The sequence below is a fragment of the Aquabacterium sp. A08 genome, from assembly GCF_011742065.1.
This window is the reverse complement of record NZ_JAAQQT010000604.1, coordinates 1-15,824: the sequence shown is the minus strand read 5'-3', so window position 1 is coordinate 15,824 and position 15,824 is coordinate 1. Positions and strand designations below refer to the sequence as shown.

Sequence of the window (15,824 nt, the reverse complement as noted above, 5' to 3'; positions counted from 1 at the left end):
AGAGGTTGATGGCGACCACCTCGTCCCAGGCCTCGGGGGTGAGCACGTCGAAATTGCGCCGGGTGGCGTTGGTGCCCGCGCTGTTGACCAAAATGTCGAGGCGGCCTTGGCGCGCCAGCAGCTGCTCGGCACAGCGCTGCACGGCGTGCCGGTCGGCCACGTCGAGCGGGCAGACCTCGGCGCTGCCCACGGCTTGCAGCGCGGCCAGGGCGCTGGCGTTGGTGGCGGGGTTGCGGCCGGTGACGACGACGTGGGCGCCGGCACGGGCCAGCGCGGTGGCCGCGGCCAGGCCGATGCCGCTGCCGCCGCCCGTGACCCAGGCCACCTGGCCTTGGAGGGTGTGTTGCATGGGGGGTGTCTCCGTGGGTCGCACCCGGCCGTGCGGGGGTGTGCAGGTGTCTGGCGCCACCCCGGGCCGGTCAGGGGGGTGGCCGGCCCCATGGTAGGCCGGGGCTGGGTGTATGCGCTGTCACCCAGGTGGCGCGCGGACCCCGCGCGCCGGGACGCGGCCTCAGGCCGTGGCCTGGGCGGCGAGGTCGCGCAGCGCCCGCTCGTAGGCCTCGACCGGCTGGCCGCCCGAAATCAGGTGGCGCCGGTTGACGATGACCGCCGGCACGGCGCGGATGCCGGCCTGGGTAAAGAAGGCCTCGCTCTCGCGCACCGCATCGGCGTATGCGTCGCTGGCCAGGATGGCGTGCGCCCGAACGGCGTCCAGCCCGGCGTCCACCGCGGCCTGCACCAGCACCGCCGGCTCGTCCATGGCTTGGCGGTCGCGGTGGCAGGCCAGCAGCAGCGCCATTTTCAGGGCCAACTGGCGCTCGGGGTGGGCCTCGCCGGCCCAGTGCAACAGGCGGTGGGCGTTGAAGGTGTTGTAGATGCGGCCCCGACCCTCGGGGTGGAAGGTGAAGCCCACCGCCGCCCCGCGCTCGACCAGGGTCTGGCGGATCTGCGCCTGCTGTTCGGGGGTGGAGCCGTACTTTTCGGTCAGGTGTTCCCCAACGTCCTGGCCGCCCGGGCCCATGGCCGGGTTCAGCTCGAAGGGATGGACCCGGACCAGGGCCACCACCTCGGGGTGCAGGCGCTCCAGCGCCAGCGCCAGGGAAGACAGGCCCACGGCGCACCAGGGGCAGGAAATGTCCGAGACGAAATCGATCTGCACGGTCTGGGTCATGGCCAAGAATGGGAAATGGGGGAATAGGGCTTGGGGTCCAAGCCGTTGGATCGATGGTATCAGCCCCAACTTTCCCGCATGCGGCCAACGGCCGGCCCTGCGACACACGGGTCGTTGTCATTTCTTTGCAACATCGCGCTTGTGGTAAATGAATTTATACAAATACAATTGGATCCGCAGGCAAACGAGAGCCGAGCAATTTTGATCACTTGATCCTGGGCCCTCTTCGGGCCCTTTTTTTTGCAGCGGGCGGGTTCCAGGACCCCGGGTTGGTGCATGATTTAGGCATTCCACCACGTCCCCAACACCGTGCGCGCGTCCACCGCTTCCGCCCCCGCTTTGTCTCCCCCCACCGGCACCACGCCGGAACTGCCCGCCCAGGTGTTGCGGCAATTCCGCGTGGTGTTCAACGCGGTCCGCACCCATTTCCAGCAGGTGGAAAAGCGAGTGGGCATTGGCGGTGCCCAGGTGTGGGCGCTCAACGTCATCCAGCAGCGGCCCGGCGTGGGCATGAACGAACTGGCCCAGGCCATGGACGTCCACCAGTCCACCGCCAGCAATCTGGTGCGGCAACTGGTCAAGCGCCAACTGGTGCGCACCGAAAAGTCCACCGTGGACCGGCGCGGCGTGCACCTGTACGTGGAGCCGGCTGCCCTGACGCTGCTGCAAGGCGTCCCCGGGCCCTACGAAGGGGTGTTGCCCGAAGCCTTGCAGCAACTTGCCCCGGACACGCTGGCCCGCCTGCAAGCCGACCTGACCCAAGTGATCCACGCCCTCAAGGCCGACGAACAGGCCGGCGGCATCCCGCTGGCCGAACTCTGACCCGCCGGCGCTTCAGGCCACTTCGCGCGGCGGCACCATGGCGGCGATGATGTCGCCCATGGCCAGTGTGCCCAGGTGCTTGCCCTGGCTGTTGACCACGTTCGCCATTTCCTGCCCATCGGTGTTCAACTGACGCACGGCTTCCTCGATCACCAGGCTGGCGTCCACCGACGGCCCGGCCACCGGCACGGTACCCGGCTGCATCAAGGTGCGGCAACGGATCACCCGGCCACGGTTGACGTCGCGCACAAAACTGGCGATGTAGTCGTCGGCCGGCTGCAGCACGATTTGCTGGCCCGTGCCTTGTTGCACCACCTCACCGTCGCGCAGGATGGCGATGCGGTCGCCCAGGCGCAGGGCTTCGTCCAGGTCGTGGGTGATGAACACGACGGTCTTGCCAATCTCCTGCTGCAAATCGAGCAACACGCTCTGCATGTCGGCCCGGATCAGCGGGTCCAGCGCCGAAAACGCCTCGTCCATCAGCAAAATGGGCACGTCATTGGTCAAGGCCCGCGCCAGACCCACGCGCTGCTGCATGCCGCCCGAGAGCTGGTTGGGGTAGTGGTCTTCGTAGCCTTTCAGGCCCACCCGTTCGATCCAGCGTTGTGCCGCTTCCTGCCGCGCCTTGCGCCGCACGCCCTGGATCTGCAGGCCGTATTCCACGTTCTCCATCACGGTGAAGTGGGGAAACAACGCAAACTTCTGAAACACCATGGCCGTCTGCTCGCGACGGAACTTCAGCAGTTCGGCCGGTCGCATCTGCACCACGTCCACGGTTTGGCCCTCCACCTCCACCAGCACTTGGCCGGCGCTGGGGTCGATCAGACGGTTGATGTGGCGGATCAGCGTGCTCTTGCCGGAACCCGACAGCCCCATCACCACCTGGATGCCACCCGCCGGCATGTCGATGTGGATGTTGCGCAGGCCCAGCACGTGACCATGCACGTCGCGCAGTTCCTGCTTGCTCATGCCCTGACGCACCGCATCCAAAAATTTCTCGGGCGTGGGCCCGAAAATTTTGTACAGGTCGCGCACCTGAATGCCGGTTTTCGCGGCGTCAGCCATGCTGGACCTCCAGGTGCTTTTGCAGCCGTTTGCCGTAGGCCTGCGAAGCACGGTCGAACACAATGGCGATGCCGACGATGGCCATGCCGTTGAGCAACCCCATGGTGAAGTACTGGTTGGTGATGGCCTTGAGCACCGGCTGACCCAGGCCCTGCACGCCGATCATGGACGCGATGACGACCATGGACAGCGACAACATGATGGTCTGGTTGATGCCCGCCATGATGGTGGGCAGTGCCAGCGGCAGTTGCACCTGGCGCATGCGCTGCCACCCCGACGAGCCGAACGCATCGGCGGCTTCCAGCAGGTCCTTGTCCACCAGGCGGATGCCCAGGTTGGTGAAACGGATCACCGGCGGAATGGCGTAAATCACCACCGCGATCAAGCCCGGCACGCGGCCAATCCCCAGCAGCATCACCACCGGAATCAGGTAGACGAAGCTGGGCATGGTCTGCATCACGTCCAACGTTGGGTTGACGTAGCGTTGCAGGCGGTCGGACCGGCTCATCACGATGCCCACCGGCAAGCCGACGGCGATCGCCACCACGGTGCAGACGAAGATCATCGAAATGGTCTTCATCGTGTCTTCCCACATGCCCAGGATGCCGATGGCCAGCAGCGTCAGCAGAGTGCCGGCCACGATCTTCATGGAGCGCGACGCCAGCCAAGCCACCAGCGCGATGCCAGCCATCACCAGCGGCCAGGGCGATTGCGTCAGCAACCGTTCCGACAGCAACAGGAATTGGCGCAGCGGCTCGAAGAAGTTTTCCAACGCTTCGCCGTGTTCCCGCGTGAAGTGGCGAAAGGCCCCGTCGATGAAACGGCGCAGTGCACTCAGCGTCTCGGTGCCCAGCGCCGGAAACGCTTCCAGCCAGTCCTGGTTCATCGAACGGCGGCTTTCACCTTGGCGGCCACGTCAGGCGTGACCCAATTGGCCCAAACCTCGGGCTGGGTTTTCAGGAAGTGGCGGGCGCCTTGCTTGCCGTCGGCCTGGTTGTCGGTCATCCAGGCCAGCAGACCGTTGACGGTGTCGTTGCCCCAACTGCGCTGCTGCAGGTATCGCACCGCCGGACCCCCGGCTTTCTGAAAGCGGTCGGTGACCACCGTGTACACCTCGGCACGGGCCCAGTCGTTCTTTTGGGGGTTGGCGCAGTCGGGCTGGGCGTTGCAGCTTTCCCAAGCCGCCTTGTCGTGCGGCACACCGGCATCGAGCTTGACCATCTCGTATTTGCCCAGAATCGAAGTGGGTGCCCAGTAGTAACCCAACCAGCCTTGCTGGCGCTCGTAGGCCTTGGCAATGGAGCCGTCCAGGCCTGCGGCCGAGCCGGTGTCCACCAGCAGGAAGCCTTTTTCTTTTGCGCCCCATGCCCGGAAGGCGTTGCCGGTGGTGAGCTGGCAGTTCCAGCCGGCTGGACAGTTGTGCACAGCGCCCTTGGATTTGTCTTCGGGCGCCGGGAACAGCTTGGGATGCTTCAAGGCGTCTTCGATGGTTTTGATGCCGGGGTTGGCGTCGGCCACGTACTTCGGTATCCACCAGCCTTCGACACCGCCGTCTTGCAGCGACTGGGCCGCGAAGTGCAAACGGCCCTCTCTCACCGCCGCTTCCAGCGGCTGGCGCACGGCGTTGACCCAGGCTTCGGGTGCCACATCGGGTTTGCCCTTTTCCATCATCGACGTCAGCGTGGGCATGGTGTCGCCGGGCACGATCTCCACCTCGCAGCCATAGCCCTGGCTCAGGATGATCTGGTCAATTTCGGCCAGCACCTCGGCCGACTGCCAATTCATGCTGGCCACCGTGACTTTGCCGCAGGCAGCGGCAGACAAACCAGGCACGGCGGCCAAGGCCAAGACACTGACGGCTTTGTGGAAAGGGGTAATGGGTTCACTCCTGTAAATGCGAAATCCGGTCCTGCCGTCGCACGAAAGTGCCAGAAGATGGCCAGTGGTGCTGGCTGTGACAGGCCTGGAAAACCAGCCACCCACGGCGAAACGGGGCGATTTGCTGGTGTGCCTACAAATCACCCGTGAGGTGGCAGGCCAAATAATTGTATTTGTATAAATATATTTGTCAAGAAAAAGGCCAGATCTCTGGACTGGCGTCCTGGGAATCTGGCCTGGGCATTCCCGCGTCAGCGGGCGTCCGGCAACTCGATTTTCACTTCCAGCACTTCCAGGTTGTCCTGGCGTTCGAGCTGGACCTTGATGTCGTCCGGGTTGATGCGCACGTACTTGCTGATCACCGCCATCAGCTCGCGTTGCAGGTCGGGCAGGTAGTCGGGCTCGGCGGCGTTGCGGCCGCTGCGTTCGTGCGCCAGGATGATCTGCAGGCGTTCCTTGGCCACACTGGCCGACTTCTTTTTTTCGCCCAGCAGGAAAGACAGGAAAGACATGCCGCTCACCTCCCGAACAGGCGTTTGAAGAAGCCGGGCTTCTCGGCGTCGATGAAGCGCAGCGGGCGGTCGTTGCCCAGGAAACGTTCGATCACGTCCTTGTAGGCCTCGGACACGTCGCTGCCCTGCAGGTGCACCGCCGGCACGCCCTGGTTGGACGCCTGCAGCACGCTTTCGCTTTCCGGGATCACACCGATCAGCGGGATGCGCAGGATGTCCTGGATGTCCTCCAGCGACAGCATCTGGCCGTCCTGCACCCGGCTCGGGTTGTAGCGGGTGATGAGCAGGTGTTCCTTGATCGGCGCCTGGCCTTCGATGGCGCGCTTCGTCTTGCTGCCCAGCATGCCCAGGATGCGGTCGCTGTCGCGCACGCTGGAGACCTCGGGGTTGGTCACCACCAGGGCTTCGTCGGCAAAGTGCATGGCCATCAGGGCCCCGGTTTCGATACCGGCCGGCGAGTCGCAAACGATGTAATCAAAGCCCATGCCCGCCAGGTCGTTGAGCACGCGCTCCACGCCGTCCTGCGTCAGCGCATCCTTGTCGCGCGTCTGGCTGGCGGCCAGCACGAACAGGTTGTCGCACTGCTTGTCCTTGATCAGCGCCTGGTTCAGGTTGGCTTCGTGGTGGATGACGTTGATGAAGTCGTACACCACGCGGCGTTCGCAGCCCATGATCAGGTCGAGGTTGCGCAGGCCGACGTCGAAGTCGATGACGACGGTCTTGAAACCTTTGAGCGCCAGACCGGTGGCAAAGCTGGCGCTGGTGGTGGTTTTGCCCACACCGCCCTTGCCGGAGGTCACGACAACGATTTTGGCCATATTGGGGGTTCTTTCCAAGCGTCAGAGTAGGGGTTCGAGCAACAGCTTGTCGCCGTCGGGGCCGCTGTGCAGGCGCACCTGGGCCGGTTTGCCGCGCACATTGTCGGGCAAAGCCACGTCGCTGGTGCGGTACACCCCGGCGATGGAGACGAGTTCGGCCTCCAGCGTCTGGGCAAAGATGCGGGCGTCGGCGTTGCCCCGGGCGCCGGCGATCGCCTTGCCGCGCAGCGGCGCGTACACGTGGATGTGGCCGTCGGCGATCACCTCGGCCCCGGGGTTGACCATGGCCAGCACCACCAGGTCGCGCCCGCGGGCGTAGACCTGCTGGCCGGAGCGCAGCGGGCGGTCCACCACCAGGGCCGCCAACGCGACCGGGGATGGGGGTTCGGCCGCGGGCGCTGCCTCGGTGGGGTGGGGCTGGGCCCGCACCCAGCTGGCTTCGTCCGCCCGCACCAGGCCGGCCTGGGCGGCGGCGCCCTGGTGGTCGGCGCTGCCGCCGCGGTAGGCCACGGGTTGCAGCCGAAAGCGGCGCAGCACGCCCAGCAGGGCCTGCATTTCCAGCGGACTGATCGGGTCTTGCAGCCCGGTCATGTCCACCAGCAAAGGGTCTTGGTCGAAAAAGTCCGGGTGGGCGCCAAAGCGTTCGGTCAGGTCCTGGTCCAGCGTCGCCGGGTCTGCCGAGCGCAGCAGCAGTGCCACCAAAGGCAGTTGTGCGCTCTTGATCTCGAAAGACCGGGCGCCGGCGGCGGGGGAGTTCATGCGGTGTGGGCCTGAAAAAACCAAATCTTAACAGCCGGCCCGCGGGTTTTGGGGCGCGAGCCCCGGTGGGCCTGCCCGGGTGCCTCGCGGGCGCCAAAAGCTTGTCCAACTACCTGTCTTTGTTCTTAATTTTCAAAATAGTCGTAGTAGTAGAGCCGGGCCCCGGCTGTGCACAAGGGCCAAAAGCGTTGGCAAATCATGGACTTGAACACCGGACTAAGGTGTGGACCCGACCCTGGGAACGCGGCGCGTGGTTGGGCACAACTTTTCGATTTTTCCCAAGGCTGTGGACAACTGGCCGCTTGTTCTTTTTTTGTCCACAGGGTTGTGCGGACGAAAAAAAACCAGCCCGGGGGCTGGTGGGTGGCGGTGGGGGCCGGAGTGCCCGCCGGCAGGGCCGGTCAACCGTGCCGTGGCGGGTGCGGGTGGCCTGGCCGTTCGCGGCCCGGGCCCCCGTGGCGGCCCAGGCGCTGGTGCTGGGCGTCAAAGGTTTGTTGCTGCTCGGGGCTGAGCGTGGCGTAGAACGTTTTGACGGCTTCGAGGCGTTCGTTCAGGCGGGCGTCGCGTTCGGCGCGCAGGGCCTGCATCTTTTCCATGCGCTGGGGCGTGGTCAGCGTGGCCCACTCGGCGCGGTTCAGCCTTTGCTTGCTTGTCTTGGGCGCTTGCATGGCGGTGCTGAAGGCCTGCCACGCGCCGGCCTGGGCCGGCGTCAGCTTCAACGCGTCTTTCAGGCGGGCTTCGTGTTCGGCCAGGCGTGGTGCATGGCGTTCTTGCAGGCGTTCGGCGCGCGGAGCGTCTGGCGCGCTGTCGCAGTGGCCCCGGCCGCCGCCAAAGGCCCAGGCGCTGGCGGTGGTGGCCAGCACGCCAGCGGTGGCGGCGGCGATGAGCAGGCGTTGGGTGAGGGGTGTCATGGGCGGGCCTTTCTTTGGGGGTTGCGGTGAGGCCAGTGTCGGCCGCGCGTGTGTCGTGGCCACCGCTGCGATGTGACGCCGGTGTAAAGAAGCGTCAAGCGGGGTCAAAGCCCGGCCAGGTCGTCCAGGATCGGGCAGTCCGGCCGGTCGTCCCCGTGGCAGCACGCGGTCAGCCCTTGCAGGCTGCGCGCCATGGCCTGCAGCTGCGCGATGCGCTCCTCCAGCGCCTGCAGTTGCCGCTGTGCGATCTGCCGGACCTGGGCGCTGCTGCGCCCCTGGTCGTGCCACAGCCCCACCAGTTCGCCGATGTCGGCCATGGAAAAACCCAGGTCGCGGGCGCGTTTGATGAAGCGCAGCGTGTGCACGTCGGCCTCGGTGTAGAGGCGGTAGCCGCTGTCGGTGCGGGCCACCGGCGCCAGCAACCCCAGCGTTTCGTAGTGCCGCACCATTTTGGCCGACACGCCCGAGCGGGCCGCGGCCTGGCCGATGTGGACCGGCCAGCCGCCGGGTGGCCGGGCGGTGGTGTCGGGTGGCGAAGCCATGGGCGGCGGTTCAGGCCGTCAGGCGGCGACCGCGTAGCCTTCTTCGGCGATGGCCTGGGCCAGGGCTGCGCGCGGCTGGGTGCTGTCCACCTCCACCCGGTTCTGGGCGCGGTCGATGCGTACCTGGGCCTGCGGGTCCACGGCCCGAATGGCCTGGGTCACGGCTTTTTCGCAATGGCCGCAGGTCATGCCGGTCACGGTGAAGGTCTGGTTCATGGGGGCTCCTGAAAGGGGGGGACAACGGACACAAGTATGAACCTTGACACGGTGGAAAGGTCAAGACCTGCCCGACCGCTTGACGCTGACACGGTGGCAAGGTTCATACTGCGCGCATGAACACCGCCCCCGCCCCCGCCCCCGAGCTGTGCGAACTGGACCTCGGCATCGGCGGCATGACCTGTGCCTCCTGTGTCTCGCGCGTCGAACGGGCGCTGAAAAAGTTGCCCGGCGTGCAGGACGCGGCGGTCAACCTGGCCACCGAATCGGCGCGGGTGCGCTGGCGCGATACCCCCCAGGCCGACGCCGAGGCCAGCGTCATGACCGCGCGCATCCAGCGCGCGGTGCGCGACGCCGGCTACGAGCCCCGGCCACTGGCGTCACCGTCCGATGCCACCGCGCCGACCTGGCTCGGGGTGCCGCGCGACGCCTGGCCGGTGTGGCTGGGCGTGCTGCTGTCGCTGCCCTTGGCCGGTCCCATGGTGGGCGACCTGTTCGGCCAGCACTGGATGCTGCCCGCGTGGATCCAGTTCCTGCTGGCCACGCCGGTGCAGTTTGTGTTGGGCGCGCGTTTTTACCGCGCCGGCTGGCACGCGCTGAAGGCGCTGAGCGGCAACATGGAACTGCTGGTGGCCATCGGCACCAGCGCGGCCTGGGGCATGAGCACCTGGCTCTGGTGGCGCGCCGAAACCGGCGCCATGGTGCACCTGTATTACGAGGCCTCGGCCGTGGTCATCACCCTGGTGCTGCTGGGCAAGTGGCTGGAGGCCCGCGCCAAGCACCGGACCACCGAGGCCATCCGCGCACTGCACGCGCTGCGGCCCGAAATGGCGCACCTGCTGCCCGACGGCGTGAAACGCGAAGCGCTGCAGGACGTGCCCGTGGCCGAACTGCTGCCCGGCGACCTGGTGCTGGTGCGCCCGGGCGAACGCCTGCCGGCCGACGGCACGGTGCACCAGGGCCAGACGCAGGTGGACGAGTCCATGCTGACCGGCGAGCCGATGCCGGTGCCCAAGCAGGCCGGCGACGCCGTGACCGGCGGCAGCCTCAACGGCGACGGCGCGGTGCAGGTGCGGGTGACGGCGGTGGGCGCGCAGAGCGTGCTGCAGCGCATCATTGCCCTGGTGCAGGACGCCCAGGCCGCCAAGGCCCCGGTGCAGCGGCTGGTGGACCGAGTGGCCGCGGTGTTCGTGCCCACGGTGCTGGCGCTGGCGGGTCTGACCTTCCTGGGCTGGTGGGGCTGGCAGGGTGCACCGGTGGAAGACGCCTTGCTGCACGCGGTGGCGGTGCTGGTCATCGCCTGCCCCTGCGCGCTGGGCCTGGCCACGCCCGCGGCCATCATGGCCGGCACCGGGGTGGCGGCGCGGCACGGCATCCTCATCAAAGACGCCGAAGCCCTGGAGCTGGCGCACCGGGTGGACACGGTGGCCTTCGACAAGACCGGCACCCTGACCGTGGGCGAGCCGCGCCTGCTGCGGCTGGTGCCCGCCGACGGGGTGGACGACGCCGGCGCGCTGCAGGCCGCCGCCGCGCTGCAGGCGCAGAGCGAACACCCGCTGGCCCGGGCCGTGGTGCAGGCCGCAGCCCACGCGTCCACCGACGCCCAGACCGCCGAAGACGTGCAGGCGGTGCCCGGCCGCGGCACGCGCGGGCGGGTGCAGGGTGCCGCCCTGTACCTGGGCAGCCTGCGCTGGATGGACGAACTGGGGGTGGCGCTGGGGCCGCTGGCCGACGCCGCCCGCGACCTGCAGGCCGAGGGCGCGACCGTGTCGGCACTGGCCGTGGGGGCGGGCCAGGACACGGCGGACGGCGTGGGCCCGGTCCGCCCGCTGGCGCTGCTGGCCTTTGCCGACGAGGCCAAACCCGGTGCCGCCGAGGCCGTGGCCGGCCTGCGCGCGCGCGGCCTGCGGCTGGTGATGATTTCCGGCGACAACCGCGGCGCCGCCGAGGCCATGGCCCGCCGCCTGGGCCTGCGGCCCGAGGCCGGCGAGGTGCTGGCCGAGGTGTTGCCCGGCGACAAGGCCGCGCATGTGGCCGGACTCAAAGCCGGCGGCCACCGCGTGGCCATGGTGGGCGACGGCGTGAACGACGCCCCGGCGCTGGCCGCCGCCGACGTGGGCCTGGCCATGGGCCACGCCCGCGGCGGCTCCGACGTGGCCATGCACGCGGCCGGCATCACCCTGATGCGGGGCGACCCGCGCCTGGTCGCCGCCGCGCTGGACATTTCGCGCCGCACCGTGGGCAAGATCCGGCAGAACCTGTTCTGGGCCTTTGCCTACAACGTGGCCGGCATCCCGTTGGCGGCGCTGGGCTACCTGAACCCGGTGGTGGCCGGCGCGGCCATGGCGCTGAGTTCGGTGAGCGTGGTCACCAACGCCCTGCTGTTGCAGCGCTGGCGACCGGGGCAAGGGTCGGTCCCGCCACGCTGAAGCGCGCGCCCGGCCGCCTTGACCTGCGTCAACACCGCTCCGCCCGCGGGCTGCCATGCTTCCAGAATTGAAGGAGGATTCCCCATGGCCATCCCCGCATCCCTGCGCACCATCCGCGACGAACACATGGCGCTGGCCGCCATGCTGCGCTCCCTGCAACAGCTGGTGCGGCAAGCCCCGGTCGAGCCGGACGAACGGTTTTTCGACACGGTGCAGGCCATGCTGTTCTACATCGACGAATTCCCGGAGCGGCTGCACCACCCCAAGGAGTCGAACCTGCTGTTCCCGCGCGTGGCGCGGGCGGCGCCCGAGGCCATGGCCGCCATCGAGCGGCTGGAGCAGGACCACATCCAGGGCGAAGTGGCGGTGCGGGCCCTGCAGCACCAGCTGCTGGCGTGGAAGTTCCTGGGCGCGGCCAGGCGCCAGTCGTTTGTGCAGGCGCTGGACCGCTACGTCGGTTTTTACCTGGAGCACATGCGCACCGAGGAAACCGAGATCCTGCCGGTGGCCGAGCGCTGCCTGGGTGCGGCCGACTGGGCCGCGCTGGACGAAGCGTTTGCCGCCAACCAGGATCCGTTGACGCGCCAGCACGCGCCGGCGCCCCTGTACGAGCGGCTGTTCCAGCGCATCCTGCACGACGCCCCGGCGCCCATCGGCCTGGGTGGCTGAGCCGAGGCCGCCTCAGGGCAGGGTGGCCAGCAGTTCGTCGAAGGCCTGCAGCAGCTGCGCCACCTGGCCTGCGGTGGTGGCCGGGGCGCACAACATCATGCTGTGGAAGGGGGTGAGCAACACCCCCCGGTTCAGCATGAACAGGTGGGTGCAGGCCTCCAGCGCCGGCTGGCCGAGGTCGCGCACGTCCTGCGCGTGGCGTGGCGTGTGGGGCATGAACTGCAGTTCCAGTCGGGCGCCCAGGCGGGTGACGGTCCAGGGCCGGCCCGCCGCCTGGATGCGCCGCAGCAGCCCCTGCTCCAGTTGTTCGGCCCGCGCCAGCATGGGGGCGTAGGCCGCTTCGGTGTGCAGGTGGTTCAGGGCGGCGTGCAGGGCGGCCAGGGTCAGCGGGTTGGCGCTCAGGGTGGTGCCGATGCCGCTGTGGCCTTCGGGCGCACCGTCCTTGGCGGCGCGCATGCGCTCGGCCAGTGCCCCGGTGAAGCCGTACACCGCGCAGGGCAGGCCGCCGGCCACCGCCTTGCCCACCACCAGCACGTCGGGCCGCAGGCCGTGCTGGCGCGCGTGGCCGCCGGGGCCGCAGGACAGGGTGTGGGTTTCGTCCAGCACCAGCAGGGTGCCGTGGCGTTGGCACAGGGCCTGGGCCGCGGCCCAGAAGCCGGGTGCGGGCGGCACCAGCCCGAAGTTGGTCAGCGCCGGTTCGGCCAGCAGCGCGGCCACGTCGCCAGGCGCCAGCGCTGCCTCCAGCGCGGCCAGGTCGTTGAACGGCACCACCCGGGTGTGGGCCGCGTGGTTGTGCACCTGCCCCAGCACCGACGGGCGCGGCACGGTCTGGCCGGTCGCGGGGTCGCGGTCCACCAGGGTGTCGTCCACCGCGCCGTGGTAGCAGCCGTCGAACACCAGCACCTGGGGCCGCCGCGTCACGGCGCGCGCCCAGCGCAGCACGAAGCGGTTGGCGTCGCTGGCCGTCAGGGCCAGCTGCCAGCAGGGCAGGCCGAAGCGTTGCGCCAGCCGTTCGCCCACGTCTGCCGCCTCGGTGCTGGGCAGCATGCAGGTCAGGCCGCGCGCGGCCTGGTGGGCAATGGCTTCGGCCACCGGGGGCGGGCTGTGGCCGAACATGGCGCCGGTGTCGCCCAGGCAGAAGTCGGTGTGGCGCAGGCCGTCGGCGCATTCCAGGGTCACGCCCTGCGCCTGGCGCACGAACAGGGTGGCGGGGCTGGGCCAGTCGCGCATCCAGTGCAGTGGCACGCCGAACAGGAAGTGCGCCTGTGCCCGCTGCGACAGGGCCAGCGAGCGCGGGTGGGCATCGATGAAACGCTGGCGTTCGGCCGCGAACAGCGGCGCCAGCCGGGGAGGCATCACGGGGGTGTCGCTCATGGGGCCACAGCTTACGGCGGGGCGGGCGCAGAATGCGGAACCATGTCTACACCGTTTGATGGGTCCGCTGGGGGGCCTTCCACCGAATTGCCGGGGTTGGCCTGGCGGCTGGCCTTGGTGCTGTCGCTGGGGGCGGCCGTGTCGCTGGGAGTGACGCGTTTTGCCTACGGCCTGCTGTTGCCGCCCATGCGCGCCGACCTGGGCTGGAGCTACACCCTGGCCGGCGCCATGAACACCTTCAACGCCCTGGGTTACCTGCTGGGCGCCCTGGCCACGCCGTGGCTGATGCGGCGCTTGGGGCCCGAACGGCTGTTGCTGTGGGGCGCGGCGCTGGCCAGCGGGTTCATGGCCGGCAGCGGCTTTTTTGTGGACGCGGCGCCCTTGCTGGCGCAACGGCTGCTGGCCGGTCTGGCCAGTGCCTGGGTGTTCATCGCCGGGGGCTTGCTGGCGGCGCGGCTGGGCGCGCATTGGCCGCTGCGCAGCGGGTTGTTGCTGGGGCTGTACTACGGCGGCACCGGCTGGGGCATCGTGGCTTCGGCCGTGACCGTGCCCTGGGTGCTGCAGGCACTGGCCGATCGGCCGCACGCCTGGGCCTGGGCCTGGTGGGCCCTGGCCGGCCTGTGCGCGCTGGCCACCGGGGCGCTGGCCTGGGTGGCGGGTGCCCTGCGCCGGCACGACCGCGGGGCCAGTGCCAGCACCGCCACGGCCGCCTCTGCCCCCGCCGCGCCGGCCCCGGTGTCGCTGTGGCGCTTCACCCCGGCGCTGGCGGGCTACACCCTGTTCGGGGTGGGCTACATCGGTTACATGACCTTCGTCATCGCGCTGCTGCGCGACCAGGGGCACGGCAGCGGCGCCGTCACTTTTTTCTACAGCCTGCTGGGGCTGGCGGTGGTGGCGTCGTCGCGCATCTGGGCCGGCCTGCTGGACCGCTACAAAAACGGCCAACCCCTGGCGCGGCTCAACGCCCTGCTCGGGCTGGCCACGGTGCTGCCGGCGCTGACCTCGGCCTGGCCGGTGCTGCTGGCTTCGGGCGCACTGTTCGGCGGCGTGTTCCTGTCGGTCGTGGCGTCCACCACGGCGCTGGTGCGGCACAACCTGCCGCCGGTGCGCTGGGCCGCAGGCATCAGCGCCTTCACCACCGTGTTCGCGGCCGGGCAGATCGTCGGGCCCACGGTGGTCGGCTTCATTGCCGACGGGCCGGGCGGCCTGGCGCGTGGCCTGGTGTTTTCGGCCGTGGCGCTGTGGCTGGGGGCGGCGCTGGCCTGGCGCCAGAAGGCGCTGGTTTGAACGGCCCTCTGCTGCGATTGGCCGGGCCCGACGGCGACCAAATGGCACCGGCGATGCGGTGATCCAAGGTTAACTTACAGGGCCATTCATCCGGTGGACCCCCATGCCGATCGCCCCCCTGTCCGTTCCATCGTTGCTGCGGTCCGACACCCAGCTCAACCGGCACAGCTACTACGAAGCCAGTGTCGCGCGCGGCGCGGCGCAGCCGCCGCTGCAGGGCGATGCCCAGGCCGACGTGCTGGTGGTGGGTGGCGGTTTTGCCGGCCTGAGCGCCGCGCTCGAGCTGGCCGACCGGGGGTTCCGGGTGCTGCTGCTGGAGGCAGACCGCGTCTGCAGCGGCGCCAGCGGCCGCAACGGGGGCCAGGCCATCGTCGGTTACGCCTCGGGCCAGGGGCCGTTCGAGCAGCAACTGGGCCGCGCCGACGCCCGCCGCGCGTGGGACCTGTCGCTGCAGGCGCTGGACCTGATCGACCGGCGCATCGACCGTTTCGGCATTGCTTGCGACGCGGTCAAGGGCTACCTGTACGTGGCCGACTCGCCCGGCAAGGCGCGCGCGCTGCTGGCCGACCTGGAAGCCCAGGCGCGGGACTACGGCCTGGCGTGCGAGCTGGCCACCGGCGCCGAGGTGCAGCGCCACATCGGCTCCGCGCGCTACCATGCGGCCGGCTACGAGCGCCTGTCGGGCCACCTGCACCCGCTCAAGTACGGGCTGGGGCTGGCGCGGGCGGCCCAGGGCCTGGGCGTGATCCTGCACGAGCACACCCCGGTGCGCGCCCTGGCACAGACCGGTGCGGGGGTGGTGGCGCACACGCCGCAGGGCACGGTGCGCGCCCGTTACGCCGTGGTGGCCGGCAACTGCAGCTTGCCCGAACACGGGCCCGGCGTGCTGCCCCAGATCCACCCGCGCACCATGCCGGTGGGCACCTACATCATCGGCACGGCACCGCTGGCGCCCGAACTCTGCCAGCGGCTCATCGCCCGCAACGCCGCGGTGTGCGACAACAACTTCGTGCTCGACTACTTCCGTTTCAGCGCCGACCACCGGCTGCTGTTCGGTGGCCGCGTCAGCTACACCACCCGCACGCCGCCGCGCCTGGCGCAGGTCATGCGCCAGCGCATGGTGGCCATCTTCCCGGAACTGGCCGCGGTGCCGGTGGAGTTCGTGTGGGGCGGGTTTGTGGACATCAGCATGAACCGCGCGCCGGACTTTGGCCGCGTCGGACCGCACATGTACTACCTGCAGGGTTTCAGCGGCCACGGCGTGGCCCTGACCGGGCTGGCGGGCCAGTTGGTGGCCGAGGCCATCCAGGGCCAGGCCGAACGTTTCGACGTGTTCGCCCGCCTGCGGCACCGGCCCTTTCCCGGCGGGCC

The 15,824-nt window shown here is 69.2% G+C and carries 17 protein-coding genes; 5 read left to right on the top strand and 12 right to left on the bottom strand.

What is annotated here, in order from left to right; genetic code table 11:
* Together HA630_RS09425 and HA630_RS09420 are read right to left on the bottom strand one after the other, a co-directional pair.
* Positions 1-349 (bottom strand): SDR family NAD(P)-dependent oxidoreductase (locus HA630_RS09425; protein WP_166834288.1); only part of this gene is annotated, 349 nt, incomplete at its 3' end.
* Between the two features lie 162 nt (positions 350-511).
* Positions 512-1,171 (bottom strand): DsbA family oxidoreductase, encoded by a 660-nt coding sequence (locus tag HA630_RS09420; RefSeq protein ID WP_166834286.1) that lies wholly within the window; start codon positions 1,169-1,171, stop codon positions 512-514.
* A gap of 339 nt (positions 1,172-1,510) precedes the next feature.
* Between HA630_RS09420 and HA630_RS09415 the strand changes: the two genes are divergently transcribed.
* On the top strand, positions 1,511-1,993 hold the full coding sequence (locus HA630_RS09415; protein WP_166834285.1) for a MarR family winged helix-turn-helix transcriptional regulator: 483 nt from the start codon (positions 1,511-1,513) through the stop codon (positions 1,991-1,993).
* Between the two features lie 12 nt (positions 1,994-2,005).
* Here the strand turns inward: HA630_RS09415 and HA630_RS09410 are convergent, their stop codons facing one another.
* The 9 genes from HA630_RS09410 to HA630_RS09370 all read right to left on the bottom strand — a co-directional run bounded on the left by HA630_RS09410 (position 2,006) and on the right by HA630_RS09370 (position 8,694).
* On the bottom strand, positions 2,006-3,058 hold the full coding sequence (locus HA630_RS09410; protein ID WP_166834283.1) for a glycine betaine/L-proline ABC transporter ATP-binding protein: 1,053 nt from the start codon (positions 3,056-3,058) through the stop codon (positions 2,006-2,008).
* On the bottom strand, positions 3,051-3,944 hold the full coding sequence (locus HA630_RS09405) for a proline/glycine betaine ABC transporter permease (RefSeq protein WP_166834281.1): 894 nt from the start codon (positions 3,942-3,944) through the stop codon (positions 3,051-3,053). The genes HA630_RS09410 and HA630_RS09405 overlap by 8 nt, the downstream gene beginning before the upstream one ends.
* Positions 3,941-4,852, bottom strand: coding sequence for an ABC transporter substrate-binding protein (locus HA630_RS09400; RefSeq protein ID WP_371809235.1), 912 nt, complete (start codon positions 4,850-4,852; stop codon positions 3,941-3,943). Before HA630_RS09400 ends, HA630_RS09405 begins: the two co-directional genes overlap by 4 nt.
* Positions 4,853-5,187: 335 nt before the next feature.
* The gene (gene minE, locus HA630_RS09395) at positions 5,188-5,448 is read right to left on the bottom strand and encodes a cell division topological specificity factor MinE (protein WP_166834277.1); all 261 of its coding nucleotides are present in this window, start codon (positions 5,446-5,448) and stop codon (positions 5,188-5,190) included.
* A 5-nt stretch (positions 5,449-5,453) separates the two neighbouring features.
* A complete protein-coding gene (gene minD, locus HA630_RS09390) occupies positions 5,454-6,266 on the bottom strand; it encodes a septum site-determining protein MinD (RefSeq protein ID WP_166834275.1) in 813 nt (270 codons plus the stop codon).
* Between the two features lie 21 nt (positions 6,267-6,287).
* Positions 6,288-7,025, bottom strand: coding sequence for a septum site-determining protein MinC (minC, locus tag HA630_RS09385; protein WP_166834273.1), 738 nt, complete (start codon positions 7,023-7,025; stop codon positions 6,288-6,290).
* 401 nt (positions 7,026-7,426) lie between these two features.
* Entirely contained in the window at positions 7,427-7,936 is a 510-nt protein-coding gene (locus HA630_RS09380) for a Spy/CpxP family protein refolding chaperone (RefSeq protein ID WP_166834271.1), read from the bottom strand.
* Between the two features lie 104 nt (positions 7,937-8,040).
* Positions 8,041-8,478 (bottom strand): Cu(I)-responsive transcriptional regulator, encoded by a 438-nt coding sequence (gene cueR, locus HA630_RS09375; RefSeq protein WP_166834268.1) that lies wholly within the window; start codon positions 8,476-8,478, stop codon positions 8,041-8,043.
* An 18-nt stretch (positions 8,479-8,496) separates the two neighbouring features.
* Complete coding sequence (locus HA630_RS09370) at positions 8,497-8,694, bottom strand: heavy-metal-associated domain-containing protein (RefSeq protein ID WP_166834266.1); 198 nt, start codon at positions 8,692-8,694, stop codon at positions 8,497-8,499.
* A 116-nt stretch (positions 8,695-8,810) separates the two neighbouring features.
* On the opposite strand from HA630_RS09370, the gene HA630_RS09365 reads away from it, so the two are divergent.
* A complete protein-coding gene (locus HA630_RS09365; protein WP_166834264.1) occupies positions 8,811-11,123 on the top strand; it encodes a cation-translocating P-type ATPase in 2,313 nt (770 codons plus the stop codon).
* Between the two features lie 84 nt (positions 11,124-11,207).
* The gene (locus HA630_RS09360; RefSeq protein WP_166834262.1) at positions 11,208-11,792 is read left to right on the top strand and encodes a hemerythrin domain-containing protein; all 585 of its coding nucleotides are present in this window, start codon (positions 11,208-11,210) and stop codon (positions 11,790-11,792) included.
* Between the two features lie 12 nt (positions 11,793-11,804).
* Here the strand turns inward: HA630_RS09360 and HA630_RS09355 are convergent, their stop codons facing one another.
* Positions 11,805-13,166, bottom strand: a complete 1,362-nt coding sequence (locus HA630_RS09355) for an aspartate aminotransferase family protein (RefSeq protein WP_166834260.1) — start codon at positions 13,164-13,166, stop codon at positions 11,805-11,807.
* A 42-nt stretch (positions 13,167-13,208) separates the two neighbouring features.
* On the opposite strand from HA630_RS09355, the gene HA630_RS09350 reads away from it, so the two are divergent.
* Positions 13,209-14,453, top strand: a complete 1,245-nt coding sequence (locus tag HA630_RS09350) for a YbfB/YjiJ family MFS transporter (RefSeq protein ID WP_166834259.1) — start codon at positions 13,209-13,211, stop codon at positions 14,451-14,453.
* A 103-nt stretch (positions 14,454-14,556) separates the two neighbouring features.
* On the top strand, positions 14,557-15,824 hold a 1,268-nt coding region (locus HA630_RS09345; RefSeq protein ID WP_166834257.1), incomplete at its 3' end, for an FAD-binding oxidoreductase.

What these genes read in the sequence shown, in the direction of transcription:
- HA630_RS09420 (WP_166834286.1), bottom strand. Translation starts at nt 1,171, where the DNA reads ATGACCCAGACCGTGCAGATCGATTTCGTCTCGGACATTTCCTGCCCC.
- HA630_RS09410 (WP_166834283.1), bottom strand. Translation starts at nt 3,058, where the DNA reads ATGGCTGACGCCGCGAAAACCGGCATTCAGGTGCGCGACCTGTACAAA.
- HA630_RS09405 (WP_166834281.1), bottom strand. Translation starts at nt 3,944, where the DNA reads ATGAACCAGGACTGGCTGGAAGCGTTTCCGGCGCTGGGCACCGAGACG.
- minE (WP_166834277.1), bottom strand. Translation starts at nt 5,448, where the DNA reads ATGTCTTTCCTGTCTTTCCTGCTGGGCGAAAAAAAGAAGTCGGCCAGT.
- minD (WP_166834275.1), bottom strand. Translation starts at nt 6,266, where the DNA reads ATGGCCAAAATCGTTGTCGTGACCTCCGGCAAGGGCGGTGTGGGCAAA.
- minC (WP_166834273.1), bottom strand. Translation starts at nt 7,025, where the DNA reads ATGAACTCCCCCGCCGCCGGCGCCCGGTCTTTCGAGATCAAGAGCGCA.
- HA630_RS09380 (WP_166834271.1), bottom strand. Translation starts at nt 7,936, where the DNA reads ATGACACCCCTCACCCAACGCCTGCTCATCGCCGCCGCCACCGCTGGC.
- cueR (WP_166834268.1), bottom strand. Translation starts at nt 8,478, where the DNA reads ATGGCTTCGCCACCCGACACCACCGCCCGGCCACCCGGCGGCTGGCCG.
- HA630_RS09370 (WP_166834266.1), bottom strand. Translation starts at nt 8,694, where the DNA reads ATGAACCAGACCTTCACCGTGACCGGCATGACCTGCGGCCATTGCGAA.
- HA630_RS09365 (WP_166834264.1), top strand. Translation starts at nt 8,811, where the DNA reads ATGAACACCGCCCCCGCCCCCGCCCCCGAGCTGTGCGAACTGGACCTC.
- HA630_RS09360 (WP_166834262.1), top strand. Translation starts at nt 11,208, where the DNA reads ATGGCCATCCCCGCATCCCTGCGCACCATCCGCGACGAACACATGGCG.
- HA630_RS09355 (WP_166834260.1), bottom strand. Translation starts at nt 13,166, where the DNA reads ATGAGCGACACCCCCGTGATGCCTCCCCGGCTGGCGCCGCTGTTCGCG.
- HA630_RS09350 (WP_166834259.1), top strand. Translation starts at nt 13,209, where the DNA reads ATGTCTACACCGTTTGATGGGTCCGCTGGGGGGCCTTCCACCGAATTG.